The sequence below is a fragment of the Chloroflexota bacterium genome (assembly GCA_026389585.1).
In the GTDB taxonomy this organism is placed as follows: domain Bacteria; phylum Chloroflexota; class Dehalococcoidia; order UBA2247; family RBG-13-53-26; genus JAPLHP01.
On sequence record JAPLHP010000072.1, the window covers coordinates 1 to 18,413 of the forward strand.

Genomic DNA, 18,413 nt, shown 5'->3' on the forward strand with positions numbered 1-18,413 from the left:
GCCACTATAGATTTCGGGAAGGGTCACTCCACAGTGGTATGCGGCGCACCCAATATCCAGGCCGGCAATAAGGTGCCCTTTGCGCAGATAGGAGCCCAGCTTATCGACGGCCATACGGGAGAACTCTTTCAACTTAAGCCAGCCATGATAAGAGGCACAGCCTCTGAAGGTATGGCCTGCTCTGAGAAAGAACTGGGTATCTCTGACAGCCACGAAGGCGTCCTGATACTCCCGCCGGAGGCACCGCTGGGTATTCCACTGGCTGACTACCTCGGCGACGCTATCCTGGATCTGGAGATCACCCCAAACCGCCCTGACTGCCTTTCAGTGATAGGTATAGCCAGGGAGGTGGCTGCTTTCATCAAGCAGGAGATAAAGCTTCCACCCACCGAGTACACCGAGGAAGGGCCGGCCATAGGGCAGCTCGTCTCGGTGGAGATTATCGATGCTGACCTGTGCCGCCGTTACTGCGCCAGTCTGATTGAAGATGTCAGGGTAGCCCCCTCACCACCCTGGATGCAGCAGAGACTGATTGCCTGCGGTATGCGGCCGATAAATAACATTGTGGATATCACCAACTATGTCATGCTGGAGTATGGGCAGCCGCTTCACGCCTTTGACTTCCGTCAAATCGGAGAGAAAAAGATAGTAGTCCGCCGCGCTTCACAAGGAGAAAAGTTGACCAGCCTTGACGGCGTGGATCGCGTCCTTAACCCGGACACACTGGTTATCGCTGACAGCCAGATCCCTGTAGCCATTGCCGGTGTGATGGGTGGCGCTGACAGCGAGGTTATCGATATAACTAAATCAGTGTTGCTGGAATCAGCGAATTTTCATCCCATAAGCATCCGACGCACCTCGGTAAACTTGAAACTGCGCAGTGAGGCCTCTATCCGGTTCGAAAGAGGGATCAGCCCTGAACTCACCCTGCCAGCATTGAAGCGAGCCACTCAACTAATAGTGGAGTTGGCCGGTGGGAAAGCCGCCAGGGGCATCATCGATGTTTACCCCGGCAAAAAAGAGAGAGAGCCAATCGTATTCCATACTTCCTGGGTGAAACGCCTATTGGGTATAGAATTGAAGCGTGAACAAATCATCGAGATACTCACATCACTCGGGTTCCAGTGTCAATCAGTAGACTCATTGGAACAAATGGAAATAGCCGTGCCTTACTGGCGCATGGACGTGAACAGGGCCGCTGACATAGTTGAGGAACTGGCCCGTATCATTGGCTATGACTCCATCCCCACCACTACACTCAGCAGCCAGTTGCCCAGGCAACAGCCCACCCCCACGCTCACCTTCAGGGAAGACCTGCGGGATATGCTGGTGGGTTGTGGATTTCAGGAAGCGATTACGTATTCACTGACCAGCCATGACAGGCTAGCCAGGATAACCTCTGTGGGACAACCTGTAAAAGTGGCCAATCCTTTGAGTATAGAGCAGGAGTATCTCCGTACCAGCCTGCGCCCCGGACTTCTGGGGATTCTTGCAGAGAACCAGAAACACGAAGATGGCAGCCTCAGATTCTTCGAGATTGGCAAGGTATTCTTTGCCAGAGGAAGCGATCTGCCTGAGGAAAGGGAAATCCTGGCTGGAGTGCTGAGCGGTCCCCGCAGTGAACCCTCGTGGCTCGGTGAAAAGGGACAGCTTGATTTATTTGATGCGAAGGGAGTGGTGGAGGCCGTACTGAAGAGATTAGGAGCGGAGGCAGATTTTGAGGCAAGTACTGAGGCAAGTTTCCACCCCGGCAGAATAGCGAAAATCCTGATCGATCATACTGCAGTAGGGATTGTTGGAGAAGTGCACCCCGGAGTGGCCGGGAGCTTTGACCTCCTTCCCCAGCCGGTAGCCATCTTCGAACTTGATATAGACAGATTACTCTCCTGCAACAAACTAAGGGGCAAATACAGTCCTCTGTCCCGCTTCCCGCGATCTGTGAGAGATCTTGCCATAGTAGTAGATGTAGCAGTGCCCGCCAGGAAGGTAGAGGAGATCATCCGTGGCCGTGGCTTACCACTGGTGAGCCACATTACTCTCTTTGACCTCTACACCGGAAAACAGGTGCCTCCGGGCAAGAAATCATTGGCTTTCAGGATAGACTACCAATCATCCACCCATACTCTAACCGACGAAGAGATGGAAGTTGTAGAGAAGGACATCCTCTCTAAACTCACCCGGGAAGTGGGAGCTACCCTGCGCGCCTGATCTTAACCTGCTTCGAGTGCAGACTGGCAATTACTGCGGTTTTTTGGCACCCTCTGGTTTCTTTTCTTCGCTGACACGCAATTGACGCAGCCACCTGGCAGATTTGACTTCCTGATCAAGGACGCAGGCAATGTAGCCGTGCATCAACTCCTCAGTTTCCTTCGCCAGGTTTGCCTTAAGATTCAACCTCTTTATTGCCGGATAATCATTCTGGCTGAAGAAACGCAGTAGCTTGATGACGTCTGGAGAAATAGCCCGACTGAAGCGGTCAGCCGCCCCACAATCAGAGCACAACACCCCACCGGCAGGCGCACTGAAGAAATTTGGTGTTGCCTTTAAGCTGTGTCTGCAGGAAACACACTTCCAAAGCTCCGGAAGGTAACCGGAGCAGGCCACCGAGCGAAGTTCGAAATAACGGAGGACCAGGTTTGGGTCAACACCACCGGAAAGCGATCGCAGCGCGTTCAAGAGAAGCAGGAAAAGGGGCCGGTTTTCAGCGCCTTCAGCACCGAGCCGATCGGTCAACTCAGCCGCATACAGACCATAAGACAGGAGCCACAGGTCAGATCTCAGAGACATAAAGGCGTCCACGGTCTGGCATCCGGAAACAATGTCCAGATCCCGTCCTTCAGCCAGCATCATTGAGCAGTGTGTCAGCGGTTCCACGTGACCGGCCAGCCTGCTCTTGGGCCGCTTCACTCCCCTGGCAACAGCTCTCAGTTTGCCCAGGAATGGCGTATATACTATGAGCACCGCATCAGCCTCTCCTATGTAGGAATGCTTCAATACGATACCCTCGGTCTTGTACAGTCCTGGCATGGCTACATTCTAGCATCACTAGCTGACGGGAGATAACTGCCACTGATCAAATGCCGGTGAGGAACAGCGGTGATCATACGATTGCACTTACCCCTGCCAAGACACGTGAGGACTTATTGTTTTTCCGCTATTACCAGCATTTCAAAATCTTCGGTTGATAATTTATCGTTTCGACTGAAAGCGCCAAGCTTCGCACCGTAAATATCAACAGTTCTAAAATTTAGTGTTCTTAATAGCCAGGTTATTTCGGATGGCACATAATACCTTTCATTGCATTGCAGTTCCTTTTTGTTCCCAAGATCATCTTCAACATCTAAGGTGCTATGCTCTCGGAAAGTCATCAGATCAAATGAAAGACTGCCGCATTTCGCATTCCCTTCTTTTGTTTCTGAATCAAGGAAATCTTTGACGGAATGAAACAGAGGAAACAAACCATTCAAGGTAGTAAATACCAATTTCCCTTTTGGTTTTAAGGCATTGGCGGCATTTTGGAGAATTTGAAAATTCATTTCGTCGGTTTCCATCAACGGGAATGCGCCTTCACATAGCATGATGACCAAATCAAATTCATGCAAAAAAGGAAGGTTCCTTGCGTCATGTTTCTGAAAAACAATTTGCAGCTTCTGTTCAGATGCTTTTTCTTTTGCCCGTTTCAAAAGCGATTCTGATAAATCAATTCCAACAACGATATATCCTCTCTTGGCTAATTCAATTGAATGTCTGCCGGTGCCGCATCCTATATCTAGAATTCTTGTTGCTTTGTCATATTCGATTTCTTTTTCAATAAAGTCACACTCTCCAACAGTCCCTTGAGCAAAACTTTCGTTATCGTATTTCTTTCCGTAGTTTACAAACAACTCTTCATACCATTGTTTCATATTGTTTTGTCCTCCTGTTCAAAAATACTTCTCAATGCCACCAAACCCAAATTGCTTGTTCTTCCCGGTCATCTCGATGAAGTACCTCAGGCGCTTCTTGAACTCCTGGGGCCTGTTGCGGGCTCCGTCTATAAACGCAATGCGGATCCGTATGTACGGTTGCGAGAATCCTTGAAAGTTCTCCCAAGCCTCCTTGTTTGCCTTGATAGCATCGAGGACGTCCGGCGGTATCTCAAACTGCTCTCCCACAAGATCCCCCAGGGTTGACAACACTTCATCGACGACTTTGCCCTCCTTGATAAGTCCCTTAAGCCGTTCCTTATTCGCTTGTGAGTACGGGGTCTTGGGATTTCTCAAAGAGAACCTTTGGGCGAATCTAGCCTCATCAATGCGCCTAACAGTGCTATCGATCCAACCAAAGCAGAGCGCTTCTTCAACTGCGTCGTTGTAAGGAATGCGCGGCTCTCCAGTATGCTTCTTGTAGTACACAAGCCACACTTCTTTCTCCAGCTTATAGTGCTTCTTGAGCCAATCGCGCCATTCCCTGGCATTTGTCACATACAAAAGTCTGGCCTCGTCTAAGCTGCCTTTCATAGAGCATCCAGTCATCTAGCGAAAATAGCGGTTCAGCGTGCAGGCGACCCAACGCTCAGCTTAACCGGCTGGCTTCGGAGCACCAGCGGAGAAGCCAGTCCGTGTTGAAGCCGTTGTTAGGAGTTCTAGAAGACAGGCTGTTCGTCTAACTTGGACTGGACCACCTGAAACCCATAGCCATACCTATTCACAACTGCACCGACTAGTTCGGCAAACCACTCCGGGGCGCTTGGCGCTACAAAAAACGCGCTCCACCATTTTCTCAATGGCCACTCTGATCTTTACCCCGTGAGCGATAGTGCCCTTGTCAAAGTCCATTCCATTCTCAGGGCTGGGCCATCTCGCAACCAACGCCCTAACCTCTCGCTCATGCTCAAAGCTCCTTCGCTTGTGCACGAACGGAGTCAACGCGTTTCCGGCGTCGATCCACTCGGTGTCGTAATCGATGTAGTTGACCACTCCGAGGAAGATTCTCTCGTCGTCAATGAGGGATTCCCTTAGCTTTGAATAAGTGGACTGAATTGAGACACCTTCGTCGCTCTTTAGGTATAGCTTCCACATGGCCGCAGACTCATGTTCATTCATGTGCCAGCAGTTAATCGCGTTGCATCGAGCCCACTTTCGCGAGTGCTCTCCCAGCATCGCCATCGCCCTCAGAAAATTCTCCCGGGCTTCCGGCGAAACAATGTCAGGAACTTGTTGGCGAGCAGCGACATTTATCTTTGGCCACGAACCCTCGAAGGGGTCACCGACCTTGTCGGTTCTAGCAAAGTAGAGCTGACGCGAGTCGAGTAGGGAAACAAGCTTAGTGAAATCCATATACCGCCACACTTTCGCATGCTCGTTAGATGGCTGAGTGAACACTGGATGGGCTTCGTACATATCCTCTTCTCTTACTACATAACAATAATTAGACTGATCCGTATAAGATGCGGAGTTCTGATTTCCTGTCAGTATAACAGGCCGTGGGATTTCTTGCCGAAGGCGTGTTAACCCCTTTGCATTCAATTGCCTGCTGCTAACTGACGGGAGATAATGGAGACACTGTTCACTTGGAGATCGGTATCATATGCCTGTGTTATAATATCGCAGTTGATCATAGTGGTGCTCTGCAAGGCAAGCAGAGCATATTCCGGATTGGCCGGACCGGTTAATGAGAGCATCCAGAACCACACTCGGTGAATTGATGGAAAGGAGAGAGCAAGAATGGTGAAAGAGTTCAAGGAATTCATCATGCGGGGCAACGTGATGGACATGGCCGTTGGCATCATCATCGGCGCTGCCTTCGGGGCCATTATCTCATCCCTGGTGAAGGATATCATCATGCCGCCCATAGGCCTTCTGCTGGGCAACGTCGATTTCGCTAATCTCTTTGCGGTCATTAAAGAGGGAACGATTGCAGTCGGGCCATACGATACGCTCAAGCAGGCCCAGGAGGGCGGTGCGGTTACCATCAACTACGGCGTGTTCATAAACTACGTCATTACTTTCCTCATCGTTGCTTTTGTGATATTCCTTATGATCCGCTACATAAACAGAATGCGCCGAGCGGCGGAAAAGCCAAAGGCAGCAGGAGTGCCAACCACAAAAGAATGCCCTTACTGTCTCTCCACCATCCCCATCAAGGCTACCCGTTGCGCTCACTGTACTTCAGAGCTGAAGCCTGCATAGGGCACTGACGGCAGCACTGATCAGAATGAAGTATTGTGTGCCAACCTGCTTGAGTAGCTTGGCGCTTAAGGCCATATATACAGTAAACCGGGAAGATAATATCACTGGAGTGGACAACTCCTTGTGGTTATGACACGCGCCCGATTCTCTGCGACTCCTCTGTTATTATCCTCTGCCTCACCTGATAAGAAGTTGTGACACCAACAGTATCCCATGAGACACTTCCGTGACGTGATCCCCCTAGACTCTACTTAGATGAGAAGTGATGGCAAGAGATTTGACTCTGTCGTCTGTTGTGCGTATGGATGTGTGGTATGCTATGCTATATTCCAGTGTGTGTTTACTTCATCCACCAAACCCGGCCAGGGGATAGGGGGGGCTTTCTCCAAAGCCGCTTCCTGTTGTCTGAAGATTATCTACTCCCCTTTTCACCCATAAGAACAAGGTGTACACCCCATCAGAGTCTCAGGATTCCAAAGCTATCCCTCGAGGAGAGCAATATATGATTAGCAACGCTCCGAGCCCAGTATTACCAAGGCGCATCGGAAGACTAAATGAGCTTGCTCATAACCTGTGGTGGAGTTGGCATCCCCAGGCACGTGATCTTTTTCGAATCCTGGACTATCCAGTATGGAAACTCGGTGGACACAACCCTGTCAAATTGCTGCACGAGATAAGCCCGGTTAAGCTGCAAGCGGCCAGCATCGATCCAGCATTTCTTACTCTCTACGACACTGTAATGGCAGCCTTCGATACTGATATGGTAGCAGACAACACTTGGTATGCTGCAAGGCACCGTAACGAATTGACTGGGCCCATTGCCTATTTTTCGGCGGAGTTTGCCATACACAACTCCCTGCCTCTGTATGCCGGCGGGCTGGGGATCCTGGCTGGCGATATTTGTAAGGAATCCAGTGACCTGGGTCTGCCACTGATAGGGGTGGGATTGATGTACCCTCAGGGGTATTTCCATCAGCGCATATCTGCTGACGGCTGGCAGGAGGAAATATACACCCAGTTAGATTTCGATGAGGCTCCCGTCACCCAGATATTCTCTTCCAGCGGGCATACAACCCTGGCACAGGTTCAGTTGGACAAGAGAGCTGTTTCTATCGCAGTCTGGCAGGTCCTGGTAGGCCAGACAACCCTCTATTTGCTCGACACCAATACTGAAGAGAACACCCCGGAGGATCGGCAACTGTCTGCCCGCCTCTACACCGCCGACCGAGAGGTGCGCATTCAACAGGAAATCCTCCTGGGTATTGGCGGAGTGCGTGTTCTGCGGGCGCTCGGCATTCAGCCCGCTGTCTGGCATGCCAACGAAGGCCACACAGCCTTCATGATGCTGGAACGCATCAGAGAGGAAGTGGGGGAAGGCACCCCTCTTGCCGAAGCCATCCATAAAATAAAGGCAGTCACTGTTTTCACCACCCACACGCCAGTGCCGGCCGGTCACGACGTTTTCTCCGTTGGGCTAATGGCTAAATACTTCAGCAATTACTTTGACTCGTCGCAGATTGATCGTGATGCCATTCTTGAGCTGGGGCAAGAGAATGGCCACCACGATGGAGTCTTCAACATGACGGCATTTGCCCTCGCCACTGCTGATCGCTGTAACGCAGTCAGTAAGCTTCATGGCATGGTGGCGCGGAAGATGTGGCACGAGACATGGCCTGAACTCCCAGAGGACGAGGTGCCCATCTTACATGTGACCAATGGAATCCACGTGCCCACCTGGATTGCCCCCGAAATGGGCAAGCTGTACGAGAAGTATCTGGGCCAAGACTGGATGAAATGGCATGATGACCCACACCTTTGGGAGCATATTATTGACATCCCGGACCACGAAATCTGGAAAGTCCGCAAGCAACTCAAGTCCAAGCTTCTGACTCTCATCCTCGAGTTTGCCCAGAGAGGTTGGGGCAATGGTGAACTGGAGCCCAAACAAATCATGGCAATGGGGGCCTTGCTCCACCCGGAAGTGCTGACCATTGGATTCGTCCGGCGTTTCGCAGGGTATAAGCGACCGGCGCTGATCTTCCAGGACATCGAGCGCCTCAAGCGGCTCACCAATGACCCATTCCGCCCGATTCAGATAGTCTTTGCCGGCAAATCCCATCCCGCAGATTATCCTTCAAAACAGTGCCTTCACGAGGTATGCTCTCTGGCAGCAAACCGTGAGTTCATGGGGAGGATTGCCTTCCTCGGAGACCACGACATGCATACGGCGCGTCTTCTTGTGCAGGGGGTAGACCTTTGGTTGAACAACCCCCGCCGCCTCCAGGAAGCCTGTGGAACCAGCGGTATGAAAGCCTCCTTGAACGGCGTACCTCAACTCAGCGTCAGCGACGGTTGGTGGTACGAGGCATACAATGGTGTCAACGGCTGGGTCATCGGCGATGGCCTTAGACCAGCCAGCCCGGAGGAAGAGGACAGAGCAGATGCAGATGCACTCTACCGCCTCTTAGAAGAAGAGATTGTGCCCCTCTTCTACAAGCGGGACCGGAGCGGCGTGCCCCATGGCTGGATCACTGTGGTCAAAGAGGCTATCCGCTCTATTGTGCCTGTCTTCTGCGCGCGGCGAATGATGAAGGAATACACTGACCGGTTGTACATACGGCAGCCTTCCTCAAGCTCCCGTTAAACGTCTTTCAGGCGCACCGCGAAATAAATTCCTGTCTGTGCTTAAATGAAGCGTCTGCGGCACATTCAGTCGGTATCTCCACCTAAGTTTCGTCGTGCCGTATAGCTGGCCCTCAGCCGCTCATGCTGGGTAAGCATCTTCTTCCGTAGCCTTATATTCTTGGGAGTTACCTCAACTAGCTCGTCGTTATTTATGAAATCCAGGGACTGCTCCAGGCTCAGCTTAATGGGAGGGGTCAACTTTACCGCAATATCGGAAGTGGATGAGCGAATATTAGTCTGTTTCTTCTCCTTGCATACGTTCACAGCAATATCCTGTCCACGTGAATTTAACCCTACTATCATACCTTCATATACCTGTGCGCCGGGTTCAATGAAGGTAACCCCCCTCCCCTGAGCATTATTAAGGCCATAGGCAAGAGCTATACCGGCTGCTGAGGCTACCAGCACTCCCCCACGAACCGAAACAACTTCCCCAGCCCAGGGCTCGTAGCCTAAGAACAATGTGTTCATGACTCCTTCACCTCTGGTGGCAGTAAGAAAGGCAGTCCGGAAACCAATCAGTCCCCTGGTGGGAATTCGAAACTCGAGATATATGTTACCCTTTCCATCATTACGCATGTCAGTGAGCCGAGCCTGCCGTTTACTCAGGATCTCTGTCACAATCCCGATGCACTCCTCTCTGGTGTCAATAGTAAGAGACTCCACGGGTTCAAGAACCGTGCCGTCCACTGTCTTGGTGATGGCCTCTGGTTTGGAAACCTGGAATTCGTAGCCCTCCCGGCGCATAGTCTCAATCAATATAGCCAGATGCAATTCTCCCCTGCCGCATACCAGAAAGACATCAGCATTCTCTGTATCCTGGACTCTGAGGCTGATGTTGGTTTCCAGTTCCCTGTAGAGCCTGGCCCGTAAATGACGAGAGGTGCCTAACTGCCCCTCTCTGCCAGCGAGTGGCGAGTTGCTCACCCCGAAGGTCATCTCTACTGTAGGTTCACCTACATATATGCCCGGTAGAGCCTGGGGTTGCTCTGGGCTGGCGATGGTATCTCCGATGCTGACTTTTTCTACACCGGTCACGGCTACGATATCACCGGCCAGAGCTTCTTCTACCTCCAGACGTTCAAGGCCGAGATGAGTAAATACCTGGCTGATTTCATGGCGTGTAATGTTTCCATCCCTATCAATAGTGACCACAGGGTCATGGGGAGCTACCCTGCCCCGAAGAATCCTGCCAATGGCAATCTTGCCTTTGTAGTTATTGTAGTCCAGGTTGGATACCAGCATCTGAAACAGGCCATTCTCAATGGACGGAGGTGGCACATTCCGCAGGATACATTCAAAGAGAGGTACCAGGTCTTTGCCTTGAGTCCCGGGCTCAGTTATGGCTATACCGTCTCTGGCACTTGTGTAAAGCACTGGAAAATCAAGCTGGTCAGCATTGGTAACCAACTCCAGGAAGAGATCCTGAGTTAGCCTGACTACCTCGGCTATCCTTGAATTCTCTCTGTCTATCTTGTTAATGACCACAATAGGCTTGAGTCCCTTTCCCAAAGCCTGACGCAACACAAACTTGGTCTGGGGCATTGGCCCTTCCACAGAGTCTACTAGCAGCAGGCAGCCGTCAGCCATATTCATTACCCGTTCCACTTCTCCACTGAAATCGGCATGCCCTGGGGTATCTATGATATTGATTTTGATTCCCCGATAGATCAATGCAGTATTCTTGGCCAGAATGGTAATGCCCTTCTCACGTTCCAGTGGATTCTGATCCATTATGAATTGCCCTACCTGCTCATTATCCCGGAAGACCTTGCTTTGCTTGAGCATGGCATCCACCAGGCTGGTCTTACCGTGGTCTACGTGGGCGATTATAGCTATGTTTCTTATATCACTGCGGCGATTCTGAACCAACCCAAACCTCCCAATAGGCGTGCTACTTTTCCCGACATCCTCCGATAGATATACACTACTGTCTCACTGAACGGGGACTCTGCCCTGTTTCTGGGGTGGAAACACCGGTTGCTTGGTGTTGTCTGACCTCAATCAGAGATAGAAATGCCAGCCCGAATACTTTGAGTTCAGGCAGGATATCATCCTTCGTCTTCCCCTTAGCAGCCGATTTCCTAAAACCATAACCTTACATGTGTCCATCTGCCCTAATTAGCCTATTAGATATTTGGCTTAGATATGGGGCCCCACCTCCTTGCCCACCAGTAGGCCGCCCCGGTAGCCAGGACAGTCGAGCCAACGAGCAAAGCCACATACCAGCCTATATCATCGGTTTCCATATTAAAGGCAGAACTGCTCAAGATGGTAGCCAGGGTATTGGGCACAAGGAAGGCTGTGCCTAGAATGGTCAGATAGGTGATAACCAGCGACAACCTGTTGTTGATGACCTGAAGCTGATTGTTATAGATGGTCTGCAGAGTCTCCAGCCCCGAAGCCAGAACCTCTGAAAGGTGCTCCGCCAGTCCGATCTGCCCGTTGACATCCTCGGTCAGCAAGGCCATCCTGGTGAGCAGTTTCGGGTTGTCTGTGATGAGCTCAGCATCTCCATATCGCAGGGCATGAAGCACGTCCACGGTTTCCCAGAGGCCATCCAGATAGGTAATAAGGGCATGCTTCATTTCATAGATCTTCGGCCCCAGGTCCTGACGCGGCGCATTCGGGTTCGACATATCTTTGTTCAGTGCGTCGCCGAGTTCCTCCACCTGCCGCAGGTGTTCAAAGTTTCTCTCATTAGTCTCATCAATTAGACGCATGAGGAGCAGGGTCAGCTTATCTTCAGCACAGGCCTCAAGGCGTATCTTCCTTATGAAGGTATCTGCATATCTCCGCAGACGGCGATATCTCCGATCCACGTTGATGGGGTGAATAGAGAGGATGAAATTCCTGCGTATGAGCAGCAATAGAGGGTACCGCTCCACTTGAAACTGGTGAACCTGAATAGATGGGAGCCTTATCCCCATCTCGGTATCGAAGTCCTGATAGGTCAAGCGGGAATCCCCCGTCAAAGAGGAGATCAGGGCATCACTGAAGCCAAGCTGGGCTGCAGCAATGGGAGCTTCCTTATCGAAGTCGTCGGTCCAGTAGTCGACCCACGCAACCGGTGCCTGGCCAAGTATCTCCAGAAAGCCCTCTGGCGACTCGGCGTCAGTCTTGTAAATGCTGCCGCCTGATGGAGACATGGCAACGCAAAACCAGTGTTTTTGGAAGCCCTCAGGTTGGCTGGGGCTGATTTTCTGAGCATTCACGTTCATTTCAAGTTCTTCCATCAACACACCCCTTCCAGCCCCATCAGTGTGAGGCTATGTCATTCAGATGATAGATAGACCCCTTTTCATCAGATTCGTTCACTCCTATACAAACCCTGAAAACCCGCAAGTCAAGGCATCAGAAATCCAAGACCCGGGGTTTCCTAAAACAGGATAGCCACTCTTGTTTGACTACGACTAATTATAAGTATAGCACTATGGCATAAGACATTGAATGAAACCAGCCAGAGGAATATCCACCATCGCAAAAGCCCATTGTGGTTTTTTGACCACGTTCTGCCCCCGTGCTAACATGTTCCCGTGACTGCGATGGAGACTGGCGTTGTTTAGTCTGTTCAAACGGAAGACGGAGCAGGCTGTAAAGCGCAGCAAAGAGACGTGGTTCAGTAAGATCACCAGTCTATTTGATCGTCCTACCATAGACAAGCAGTCGTGGGAGGAGCTGGAGGAACTGCTCATTGCTGCCGATGCCGGGGTGGATACGGCCGCCAAGCTTATCCAGCGGGTGAAGGACAGGGTAGGCAAGGAGAGAATCGGCGATACCCAGCAGGTGCGGGCTGCTTTGATGCAGGAGATGGCCCTGATGTTGAAGGTCGATGGGAAGGAGCCGACTGCGGCAGCTTCTCCGAGAGTCATACTGGTGGTGGGTGTCAATGGTTCGGGCAAGACCACCACCATTGCCAAGCTGGGCTATGGTTATGGGAAAGAAGGAAAGGTGATACTGGCTGCGGCCGATACGTTCAGAGCGGCGGCCATTGAACAGCTCAAGTGGTGGGGTGAGCGGATAGGCGCTGAGGTCATTGCCCACCAGCCAGGGGCCGATCCGGGGGCGGTGGTCTTTGATGCCCTTCAGGCAGCCAAGACCCGTGGTGCCCAGACCGTCATCGTCGATACTGCCGGCCGCCTGCATACCAAGTTCAACCTGATGGAGGAACTGAAGAAGATAAAGCGCGTGGTTCAGAGGGTGGACCCTTCAGCTCCTCATGAGATACTGCTGGTCCTCGATGCGACCACCGGGCAGAATGGACTGATCCAGGCCAAGTATTTCACCGAGACCGTGGGGGTCAACGGCATCGTCCTGACCAAGCTGGACGGCACGGCCAAGGGCGGCATTGTGCTGGCCATCTGCGACCAGTTGAAGATACCGGTACGGTTCATTGGCACGGGGGAGACCCTGGACGATCTGGCGCCCTTTGATCCCCAGACCTTCGTAGAAGCCATCATGTCCTGAAAGGGGAAGATTGATGCACATAGGCATAGACCCCAACATTGCCACCTTCGGGTCCTTTTCTATTGGCTGGCATGGAATCCTCATGTTCATTGGCATAATAGTGGGTGTGCTGCTCACGCTGCACCTGGCCAAGAGGGCGGGGTTCACGGAGGACATCATCTACACCTCTTCCATCTGTGCAGTTATCTTTGGCCTGATAGGGGCAAGGATCACCCATATCCTGGATCATCTTGATGACTATCGTGGCAACCCCGGTGAGCTGATTGCTTTGTGGAACGGGGGGTTGGGCTGGTATGGCGGGCTGATCGGGGGTATCCTGGCGGTGGTCGTCTATTCTCGAATCAGGAAATTCTCGCTGGGGCGCTTTGCCGATGCCGCTGCCCCCGGTATTATGTTAGGACTCTCTATTGGCAGGATTGGCTGCACCATAAACGGGGATTCGGTCGGGACGCCGACCTCGCTGCCCTGGGGCTTTATCTATACCAATCCGGATTCCTATGCTTATCCCTACCTGTGGGTCGCCACCCACCCGGCGGCGGTATATGAAATCATATGGAACATGGCACTTTTCGCGCTGCTGTGGCGGTTGAAGGATCGGATAAAGCCGGATGGGAGCCTCTTCCTGGTCATGATAGTAGTGTATTCCTTCGGGAGGTTCTTTATCAGTTTTGTCAGGGATGAGGTGACGGTGCTGGGTCCGCTGCACGAGTCACATATTATATCCATTGCTCTTTTTGTGATCGCGGTGGGTTTGCTAGCTTATCGAAAGGTGAGGCTGATGAAACCGGAGCCTCCAGAGGTGAAGGTTCAGGAGCCGCAGCCTTAGGAGTTACCTCCATCCGGGGCTTCCAATGTGCCTTATCCCCAAGTGGTGATCCCGTCTTTTCCCCCTCTACCTATCTGTGGTCGATGAAGTTCAGCAGGAGACTGTTGAATAGGTCCCTCTTCCGTATGTGGGGAGCATGACCATAGCCCGGGATCACCTCTAGACGTGCATCAGGTATCAGTTCCTTGGCCTTGAGGGCACCACGCACAGAGTAGTACGGATCGTAGCGGTTCCATACAATGAGCGTGGGTACCTTGAGGGCCGGCAGTCTCTCCAGGCACGACCAGTCCTTTTCTTCGCCGTTTTCTTTCAAAAACTTGGGATAGGGCTGCGGACGCCTGAGAACCCTGCGCACTGCCCAGGCCGATGCGCCCAGGGTGGTTCCCGCGGGTGACAGCTTGCCGAATCCTACCGTGTCAATCAGAACCAGTCTGCTGACGATTGTTGGGTGACTAAGGGCGATCTCCAGGCATACCCTGCCGCCCAATGAGTGCCCTACCAGGACCAAAGACTCGGAATCCAACGCCTGGACAAACTGGACGGCATGGCTCACGAAATCTGACAAATAGTAGCCGTCCTCCTGCCCATTATGTCCGGTGCTATGACCATAGCCCAGCATGTCGGGGGCATAAAGACTGAATGAGGGGGAGAGGAAGGTCATTGTCTCCGTCCAGTCCCGGCAATCGCTGGCCCCCCCATGAAACAGCACTATTGCAGGGCCACTGCCCGCCTTCAAATAGTGAGCTTTATGATCTTTGAGCTTCAACTCCGCGCTTTCTATGGTATCCTTGCTGGTTGTGGCACGCGCGCCCTGCCGGCGTCTTGCAGTGCCCGCATCTGATGATAGCTTACCCATACTCTGGTCCATTTTTAGTTCTCAACCTTCTTTCTGGTCCCCTGAGGAGCACTTATAGGACTATTATAACTGGACTTTTGCACTAATGCGACCCTGGCCTGACGAACGTGCCAGGATTTGTTTTGGAGCTGCTGGTGGGGCTCAACGGTTTCGGTGCGGTCAGTAGGTTCTGAGCGGGACAGTTGGGCAAAGCCCAGTCGAGAAGTGATAGAGCGTATTAGTGATAAATCATATTAGTTGTTATTGTTTGTGTAAGTCAGTATACTGATGCAGCCCTTGGCGTCCCTAGTCGACTAGGGGGGAGGTGTACTACTATGGACGAGCAAAGCAGAAAAACAGGCATTGATATCATCGGTGACGTCCCCTGGGGCACCCACTTCTGTCACTTCTACCGGACAAAACATGAGTTGATCAACGTCTTGGTCCCCGACGGAAAGACAAGGTGGGCCAACGGCAGAGGGAGAGCAACTGAATGAATACTAATAAACCTCTTCAAACCATTCGATCAGGCTGGTCGCCTCTTGTTGTAATTGCCGTCACAACACTCGCCATCATCGCCATAAGCATCTATTGCCTTGCCTCCGGCTATTTCATAATTTTTCAGAACCTCTTCTACATTCCCATTATCATCGCCTGCGTGTACTACACCAAGCGCGGATTCGCATTCTCTGTTATCATCGCGTGCCTCTATTTTCTTCTCACCATAGCCTTTACGCGTGAATCGTCAATCCTCCTGCAAGCGTTTGTCAGGGTCTTAATCTTCGTACTCGTCGCGGGCGAAATTACCTACCTGTCCTTAGCGCGCAAGCGGGCGGAGGAATCGCTGCGACGACAACGTGATGATCTTGAAGGTTTGGTCCAAGAACGCACCGCGCAACTTGAAGAGGACATCACCGAGCGCAGTAGGATGGCGGAGGCGCTGCGGGAAAGCGAAGAGATGTATCGCAGCGTGGTGGAGCTATCCGCTGACGGTATTGCCATTGTCCAGGATGGCGTTATCAGATATGCCAACCCCTTCGTAGTCAAAGACTTGGACTACATTGCAGGTGAGGTTGTGGGAGCTCCGATGGCTGATTTCGTCGCGCCTGAGTGCCTCGCTGATCATATTGACTGGTACCAGCGACTAAGGGCTGGTGAGAGTACCTCATCGGCGAGAGAGACAAAACTCGTGGCTAAGGGTGGTAGGCGGGTAGGATTTGAGATCAGTGCAGGGCCGGCCACGTACCAGGGAAGGCCTGCTGATCTGATCATGATGCGAAACATCACTAAGCGCATACTGGTGCGGGAAGCTCTGCAAAGGGATGAAGACCGCTTCCGAGCCCTTGTGGAGAGAGGCACGGATGGCATACTCCTTCTGGATGCCGCCGGGGCGATTTTGTATGGCACCCCGTCGATGACGACAATGCTCGGATTTGAGGATGGTTCCGTCGACGGTCTTTCCTTCCTTGACTTCGTGCACCCAGATGACCTTACTGAGACGATCAGGCGCTTTGGTCAGCTTTTGGCAAAGCCAGGCGGCACGGAACAAATGGAGCTTAGAGCTCGGCAGAAGAGCGGATCATGGAGATGGCTTGAAGCTCTGGGAGCCAACCATATAAATGCCCCCGCTTTGGAGGCTGTTGTAGTCAATTTGCGCGACATCACCGAGGGCAAGAAGGCAGAGGAGGCCCTGCGGGAGCATGAATCCCGATTCCGGGCTTTTGTAGAGCAAGCACCGGTAGCAATCGGCGTGTTCAATCTTGACGGAACCGGCCTGTATGCAAATCGAAAATTTATTGAGATGCTGGGTTTGCAGAGCATCGAAGACATGGTCGGGCGGCCGGCTTTCGAATATTTTGCACCCCAATTCCGCGAAGAGAGCAAAGAGTGGACTCGCCGCCGCTTACAGGGACTCCCCGTACCTGTCGAGTATGAAGCAATCTTTTTGCGCACTGACGGCTCGGAATTTCCCGTGCAAGTGGCGATTGCGCCGATCCATCTGGCAGACGGACCAGCAAGTATTGCCTTCCTGACTGACATCACCGTTCGCAGGTTGGCGGAGGAGGAACTGCAGCGCGAGCGCACGATGCTCAGGCGGACCGAGGGTATAGCTCAAATCGGAAGCTGGGAATGGGATGTCGCAACGGACACAGTCACCTGGTCGGACGAGTTGTTCCGGATATTCCAGCGGGACCCGCGGGAAGGAGCGCCGAGTTTCGCCGACCATCCAGCCTTCTATGTCCAGAACGACATGTCGCGTCTGCAGCAGGCCGTTGATGCCGCTGTCGCCAGGGGAACGCCTTACGAGCTTGAACTCGGGGCCATTCGGAAAGACGGCGGGACAATGGTGTGCGTAGCGCGTGGAGTCGCCGAAATGGCGCCGGGCGGGCCCGCCGTCCGTCTGTTTGGCACACTCCAGGACATCACCGAGCGCAAGAAGGTGGAGGAGGATCTAAGGGACAGCGAGGAAAGATTTCGCCTAGCCATCAATGCGGTTGGAGATGGCCTTTGGGAATGGAATATTCAAACCAATCAGGAGTTCTTTTCCCCTCGCTGGTGCGAGATTATCGGATACTCGTTTGATGATCCGGAATTGCCTCATACGTACAGTTCGTGGGAATCAAGAATCCACCCTGACGACCACGATCGTGTGGTCGGCGCTATGACCAACCATCTTGAGAAGGGCAGGAGATATGATGTTGAGTATCGGCATCGGCACAAATCCGGCGAATACCGCTGGCAAAGCTCCAAGGGCCAGGCGGTTCTTGACGAGAGTGGGAAGCCCATCAAAATGGTCGGGTGTATCTCCGATATCACTGAGCGCAAGAAGGCAGGGGAGGCTCTAAGGGAGAGCGAGGCACGCTACCGCATGCTGGCCGAGAATCTGTCCGACGTCATCTGGACTATGGGCACCGACCTGAAGTACACCTATGTCAGTCCGTCCGTGACGCTTCTGCGGGGCTACACCGTTGAGGAAGCCCTGGCCCAACCGCTGGAAGAAAACATGACCCCGGCATCTCTGGAGACTGCCATGCGAATCATGGCCGAAGAAGATGCCAAAGAGCACACAGGGCAATACAACCCGAATCGCACCGTCACCATGGAGGTGGAGTTATACTGCAAGGATGGCTCCACCGTCTGGGTGGGGAACGCGACCACCTACCTGCGCGATTCAAACGGCCAGATAACCGGTTACCTGGGAGTTTCACGTGACATCACCGAACGCTGCGAGGCAAGGAAGCAACTGGAACAGAGTCTCCGGAAGCTGGAAATAATCCTGGATGGCACCATCCAGGCCATAGCACTGACGTCGGAATCGAGGGACCGCTATACCGCCGGCCACCAGAGGCGGGTGGCCCAGCTTGGCTGTGCCATAGCCCGGGAAATGGGCTTCACCCCTGATCAGACCCAGGCGATCCGCATAGCCGGG

14 protein-coding genes are annotated in these 18,413 nt (G+C 52.6%); 7 read left to right on the top strand and 7 right to left on the bottom strand.

Annotated elements, in window-relative coordinates; genetic code table 11:
* The coding region (gene pheT / locus NTZ04_05940; protein MCX5991852.1) for a phenylalanine--tRNA ligase subunit beta at nucleotides 1-2,208 on the top strand (2,208 nt) is incomplete at its 5' end.
* Nucleotides 2,209-2,238: 30 nt separating this feature from the next.
* Here the strand turns inward: pheT and recO are convergent.
* The 4 genes from recO to NTZ04_05960 all read right to left on the bottom strand — a co-directional run bounded on the left by recO (nucleotide 2,239) and on the right by NTZ04_05960 (nucleotide 5,318).
* Nucleotides 2,239-3,027 (bottom strand): DNA repair protein RecO, encoded by a 789-nt coding sequence (gene recO / locus NTZ04_05945; GenBank protein MCX5991853.1) that lies wholly within the window; start codon nucleotides 3,025-3,027, stop codon nucleotides 2,239-2,241.
* Between the two features lie 113 nt (nucleotides 3,028-3,140).
* A complete protein-coding gene (locus tag NTZ04_05950) occupies nucleotides 3,141-3,905 on the bottom strand; it encodes a class I SAM-dependent methyltransferase (protein MCX5991854.1) in 765 nt (254 codons plus the stop codon).
* An 18-nt stretch (nucleotides 3,906-3,923) separates the two neighbouring features.
* Nucleotides 3,924-4,499, bottom strand: a complete 576-nt coding sequence (locus tag NTZ04_05955; protein MCX5991855.1) for a YdeI/OmpD-associated family protein — start codon at nucleotides 4,497-4,499, stop codon at nucleotides 3,924-3,926.
* A 183-nt stretch (nucleotides 4,500-4,682) separates the two neighbouring features.
* On the bottom strand, nucleotides 4,683-5,318 hold the full coding sequence (locus tag NTZ04_05960) for a hypothetical protein (protein MCX5991856.1): 636 nt from the start codon (nucleotides 5,316-5,318) through the stop codon (nucleotides 4,683-4,685).
* Nucleotides 5,319-5,705: 387 nt separating this feature from the next.
* On the opposite strand from NTZ04_05960, the gene mscL reads away from it, so the two are divergent.
* Together mscL and glgP are read left to right on the top strand one after the other, a co-directional pair.
* Complete coding sequence (gene mscL, locus NTZ04_05965) at nucleotides 5,706-6,170, top strand: large-conductance mechanosensitive channel protein MscL (protein ID MCX5991857.1); 465 nt, start codon at nucleotides 5,706-5,708, stop codon at nucleotides 6,168-6,170.
* Nucleotides 6,171-6,672: 502 nt separating this feature from the next.
* Nucleotides 6,673-8,814 carry an alpha-glucan family phosphorylase gene (glgP, locus tag NTZ04_05970; protein MCX5991858.1) on the top strand — a complete coding sequence of 714 codons (2,142 nt, stop codon included), beginning with the start codon at nucleotides 6,673-6,675 and terminating at the stop codon, nucleotides 8,812-8,814.
* Between the two features lie 65 nt (nucleotides 8,815-8,879).
* On the opposite strand, the gene typA is transcribed toward glgP, so the two are convergent.
* Both typA and NTZ04_05980 read right to left on the bottom strand, forming a co-directional pair.
* Nucleotides 8,880-10,727: a translational GTPase TypA gene (typA, locus tag NTZ04_05975; protein MCX5991859.1), complete on the bottom strand. Its 1,848-nt coding sequence runs from the start codon at nucleotides 10,725-10,727 to the stop codon at nucleotides 8,880-8,882.
* Between the two features lie 257 nt (nucleotides 10,728-10,984).
* Nucleotides 10,985-12,091 (bottom strand): magnesium transporter CorA, encoded by a 1,107-nt coding sequence (locus tag NTZ04_05980; GenBank protein ID MCX5991860.1) that lies wholly within the window; start codon nucleotides 12,089-12,091, stop codon nucleotides 10,985-10,987.
* A gap of 322 nt (nucleotides 12,092-12,413) precedes the next feature.
* Between NTZ04_05980 and ftsY the strand changes: the two genes are divergently transcribed.
* A complete protein-coding gene (gene ftsY / locus NTZ04_05985; GenBank protein MCX5991861.1) occupies nucleotides 12,414-13,322 on the top strand; it encodes a signal recognition particle-docking protein FtsY in 909 nt (302 codons plus the stop codon).
* Between the two features lie 13 nt (nucleotides 13,323-13,335).
* Complete coding sequence (lgt, locus tag NTZ04_05990; GenBank protein ID MCX5991862.1) at nucleotides 13,336-14,148, top strand: prolipoprotein diacylglyceryl transferase; 813 nt, start codon at nucleotides 13,336-13,338, stop codon at nucleotides 14,146-14,148.
* Nucleotides 14,149-14,218: 70 nt separating this feature from the next.
* Here lgt and NTZ04_05995 read toward each other — a convergent pair whose 3' ends face one another.
* The gene (locus NTZ04_05995) at nucleotides 14,219-15,016 is read right to left on the bottom strand and encodes an alpha/beta hydrolase (protein MCX5991863.1); all 798 of its coding nucleotides are present in this window, start codon (nucleotides 15,014-15,016) and stop codon (nucleotides 14,219-14,221) included.
* A gap of 302 nt (nucleotides 15,017-15,318) precedes the next feature.
* Between NTZ04_05995 and NTZ04_06000 the strand changes: the two genes are divergently transcribed.
* Together NTZ04_06000 and NTZ04_06005 are read left to right on the top strand one after the other, a co-directional pair.
* Nucleotides 15,319-15,480, top strand: coding sequence for a hypothetical protein (locus NTZ04_06000; GenBank protein MCX5991864.1), 162 nt, complete (start codon nucleotides 15,319-15,321; stop codon nucleotides 15,478-15,480).
* Nucleotides 15,477-18,413, top strand: a 2,937-nt coding sequence (locus NTZ04_06005) for a PAS domain S-box protein (GenBank protein MCX5991865.1), incomplete at its 3' end; no start/stop codon positions are given. The genes NTZ04_06000 and NTZ04_06005, both read left to right, overlap by 4 nt.

Excerpts from the sequence above, each read along its gene's own strand:
- recO (MCX5991853.1), bottom strand. The coding sequence starts at position 3,027 with ATGCCAGGACTGTACAAGACCGAGGGTATCGTATTGAAGCATTCCTAC.
- NTZ04_05950 (MCX5991854.1), bottom strand. The coding sequence starts at position 3,905 with ATGAAACAATGGTATGAAGAGTTGTTTGTAAACTACGGAAAGAAATAC.
- NTZ04_05955 (MCX5991855.1), bottom strand. The coding sequence starts at position 4,499 with ATGAAAGGCAGCTTAGACGAGGCCAGACTTTTGTATGTGACAAATGCC.
- NTZ04_05960 (MCX5991856.1), bottom strand. The coding sequence starts at position 5,318 with ATGGATTTCACTAAGCTTGTTTCCCTACTCGACTCGCGTCAGCTCTAC.
- mscL (MCX5991857.1), top strand. The coding sequence starts at position 5,706 with ATGGTGAAAGAGTTCAAGGAATTCATCATGCGGGGCAACGTGATGGAC.
- glgP (MCX5991858.1), top strand. The coding sequence starts at position 6,673 with ATGATTAGCAACGCTCCGAGCCCAGTATTACCAAGGCGCATCGGAAGA.
- NTZ04_05980 (MCX5991860.1), bottom strand. The coding sequence starts at position 12,091 with ATGGAAGAACTTGAAATGAACGTGAATGCTCAGAAAATCAGCCCCAGC.
- lgt (MCX5991862.1), top strand. The coding sequence starts at position 13,336 with ATGCACATAGGCATAGACCCCAACATTGCCACCTTCGGGTCCTTTTCT.
- NTZ04_05995 (MCX5991863.1), bottom strand. The coding sequence starts at position 15,016 with ATGGACCAGAGTATGGGTAAGCTATCATCAGATGCGGGCACTGCAAGA.
- NTZ04_06000 (MCX5991864.1), top strand. The coding sequence starts at position 15,319 with ATGGACGAGCAAAGCAGAAAAACAGGCATTGATATCATCGGTGACGTC.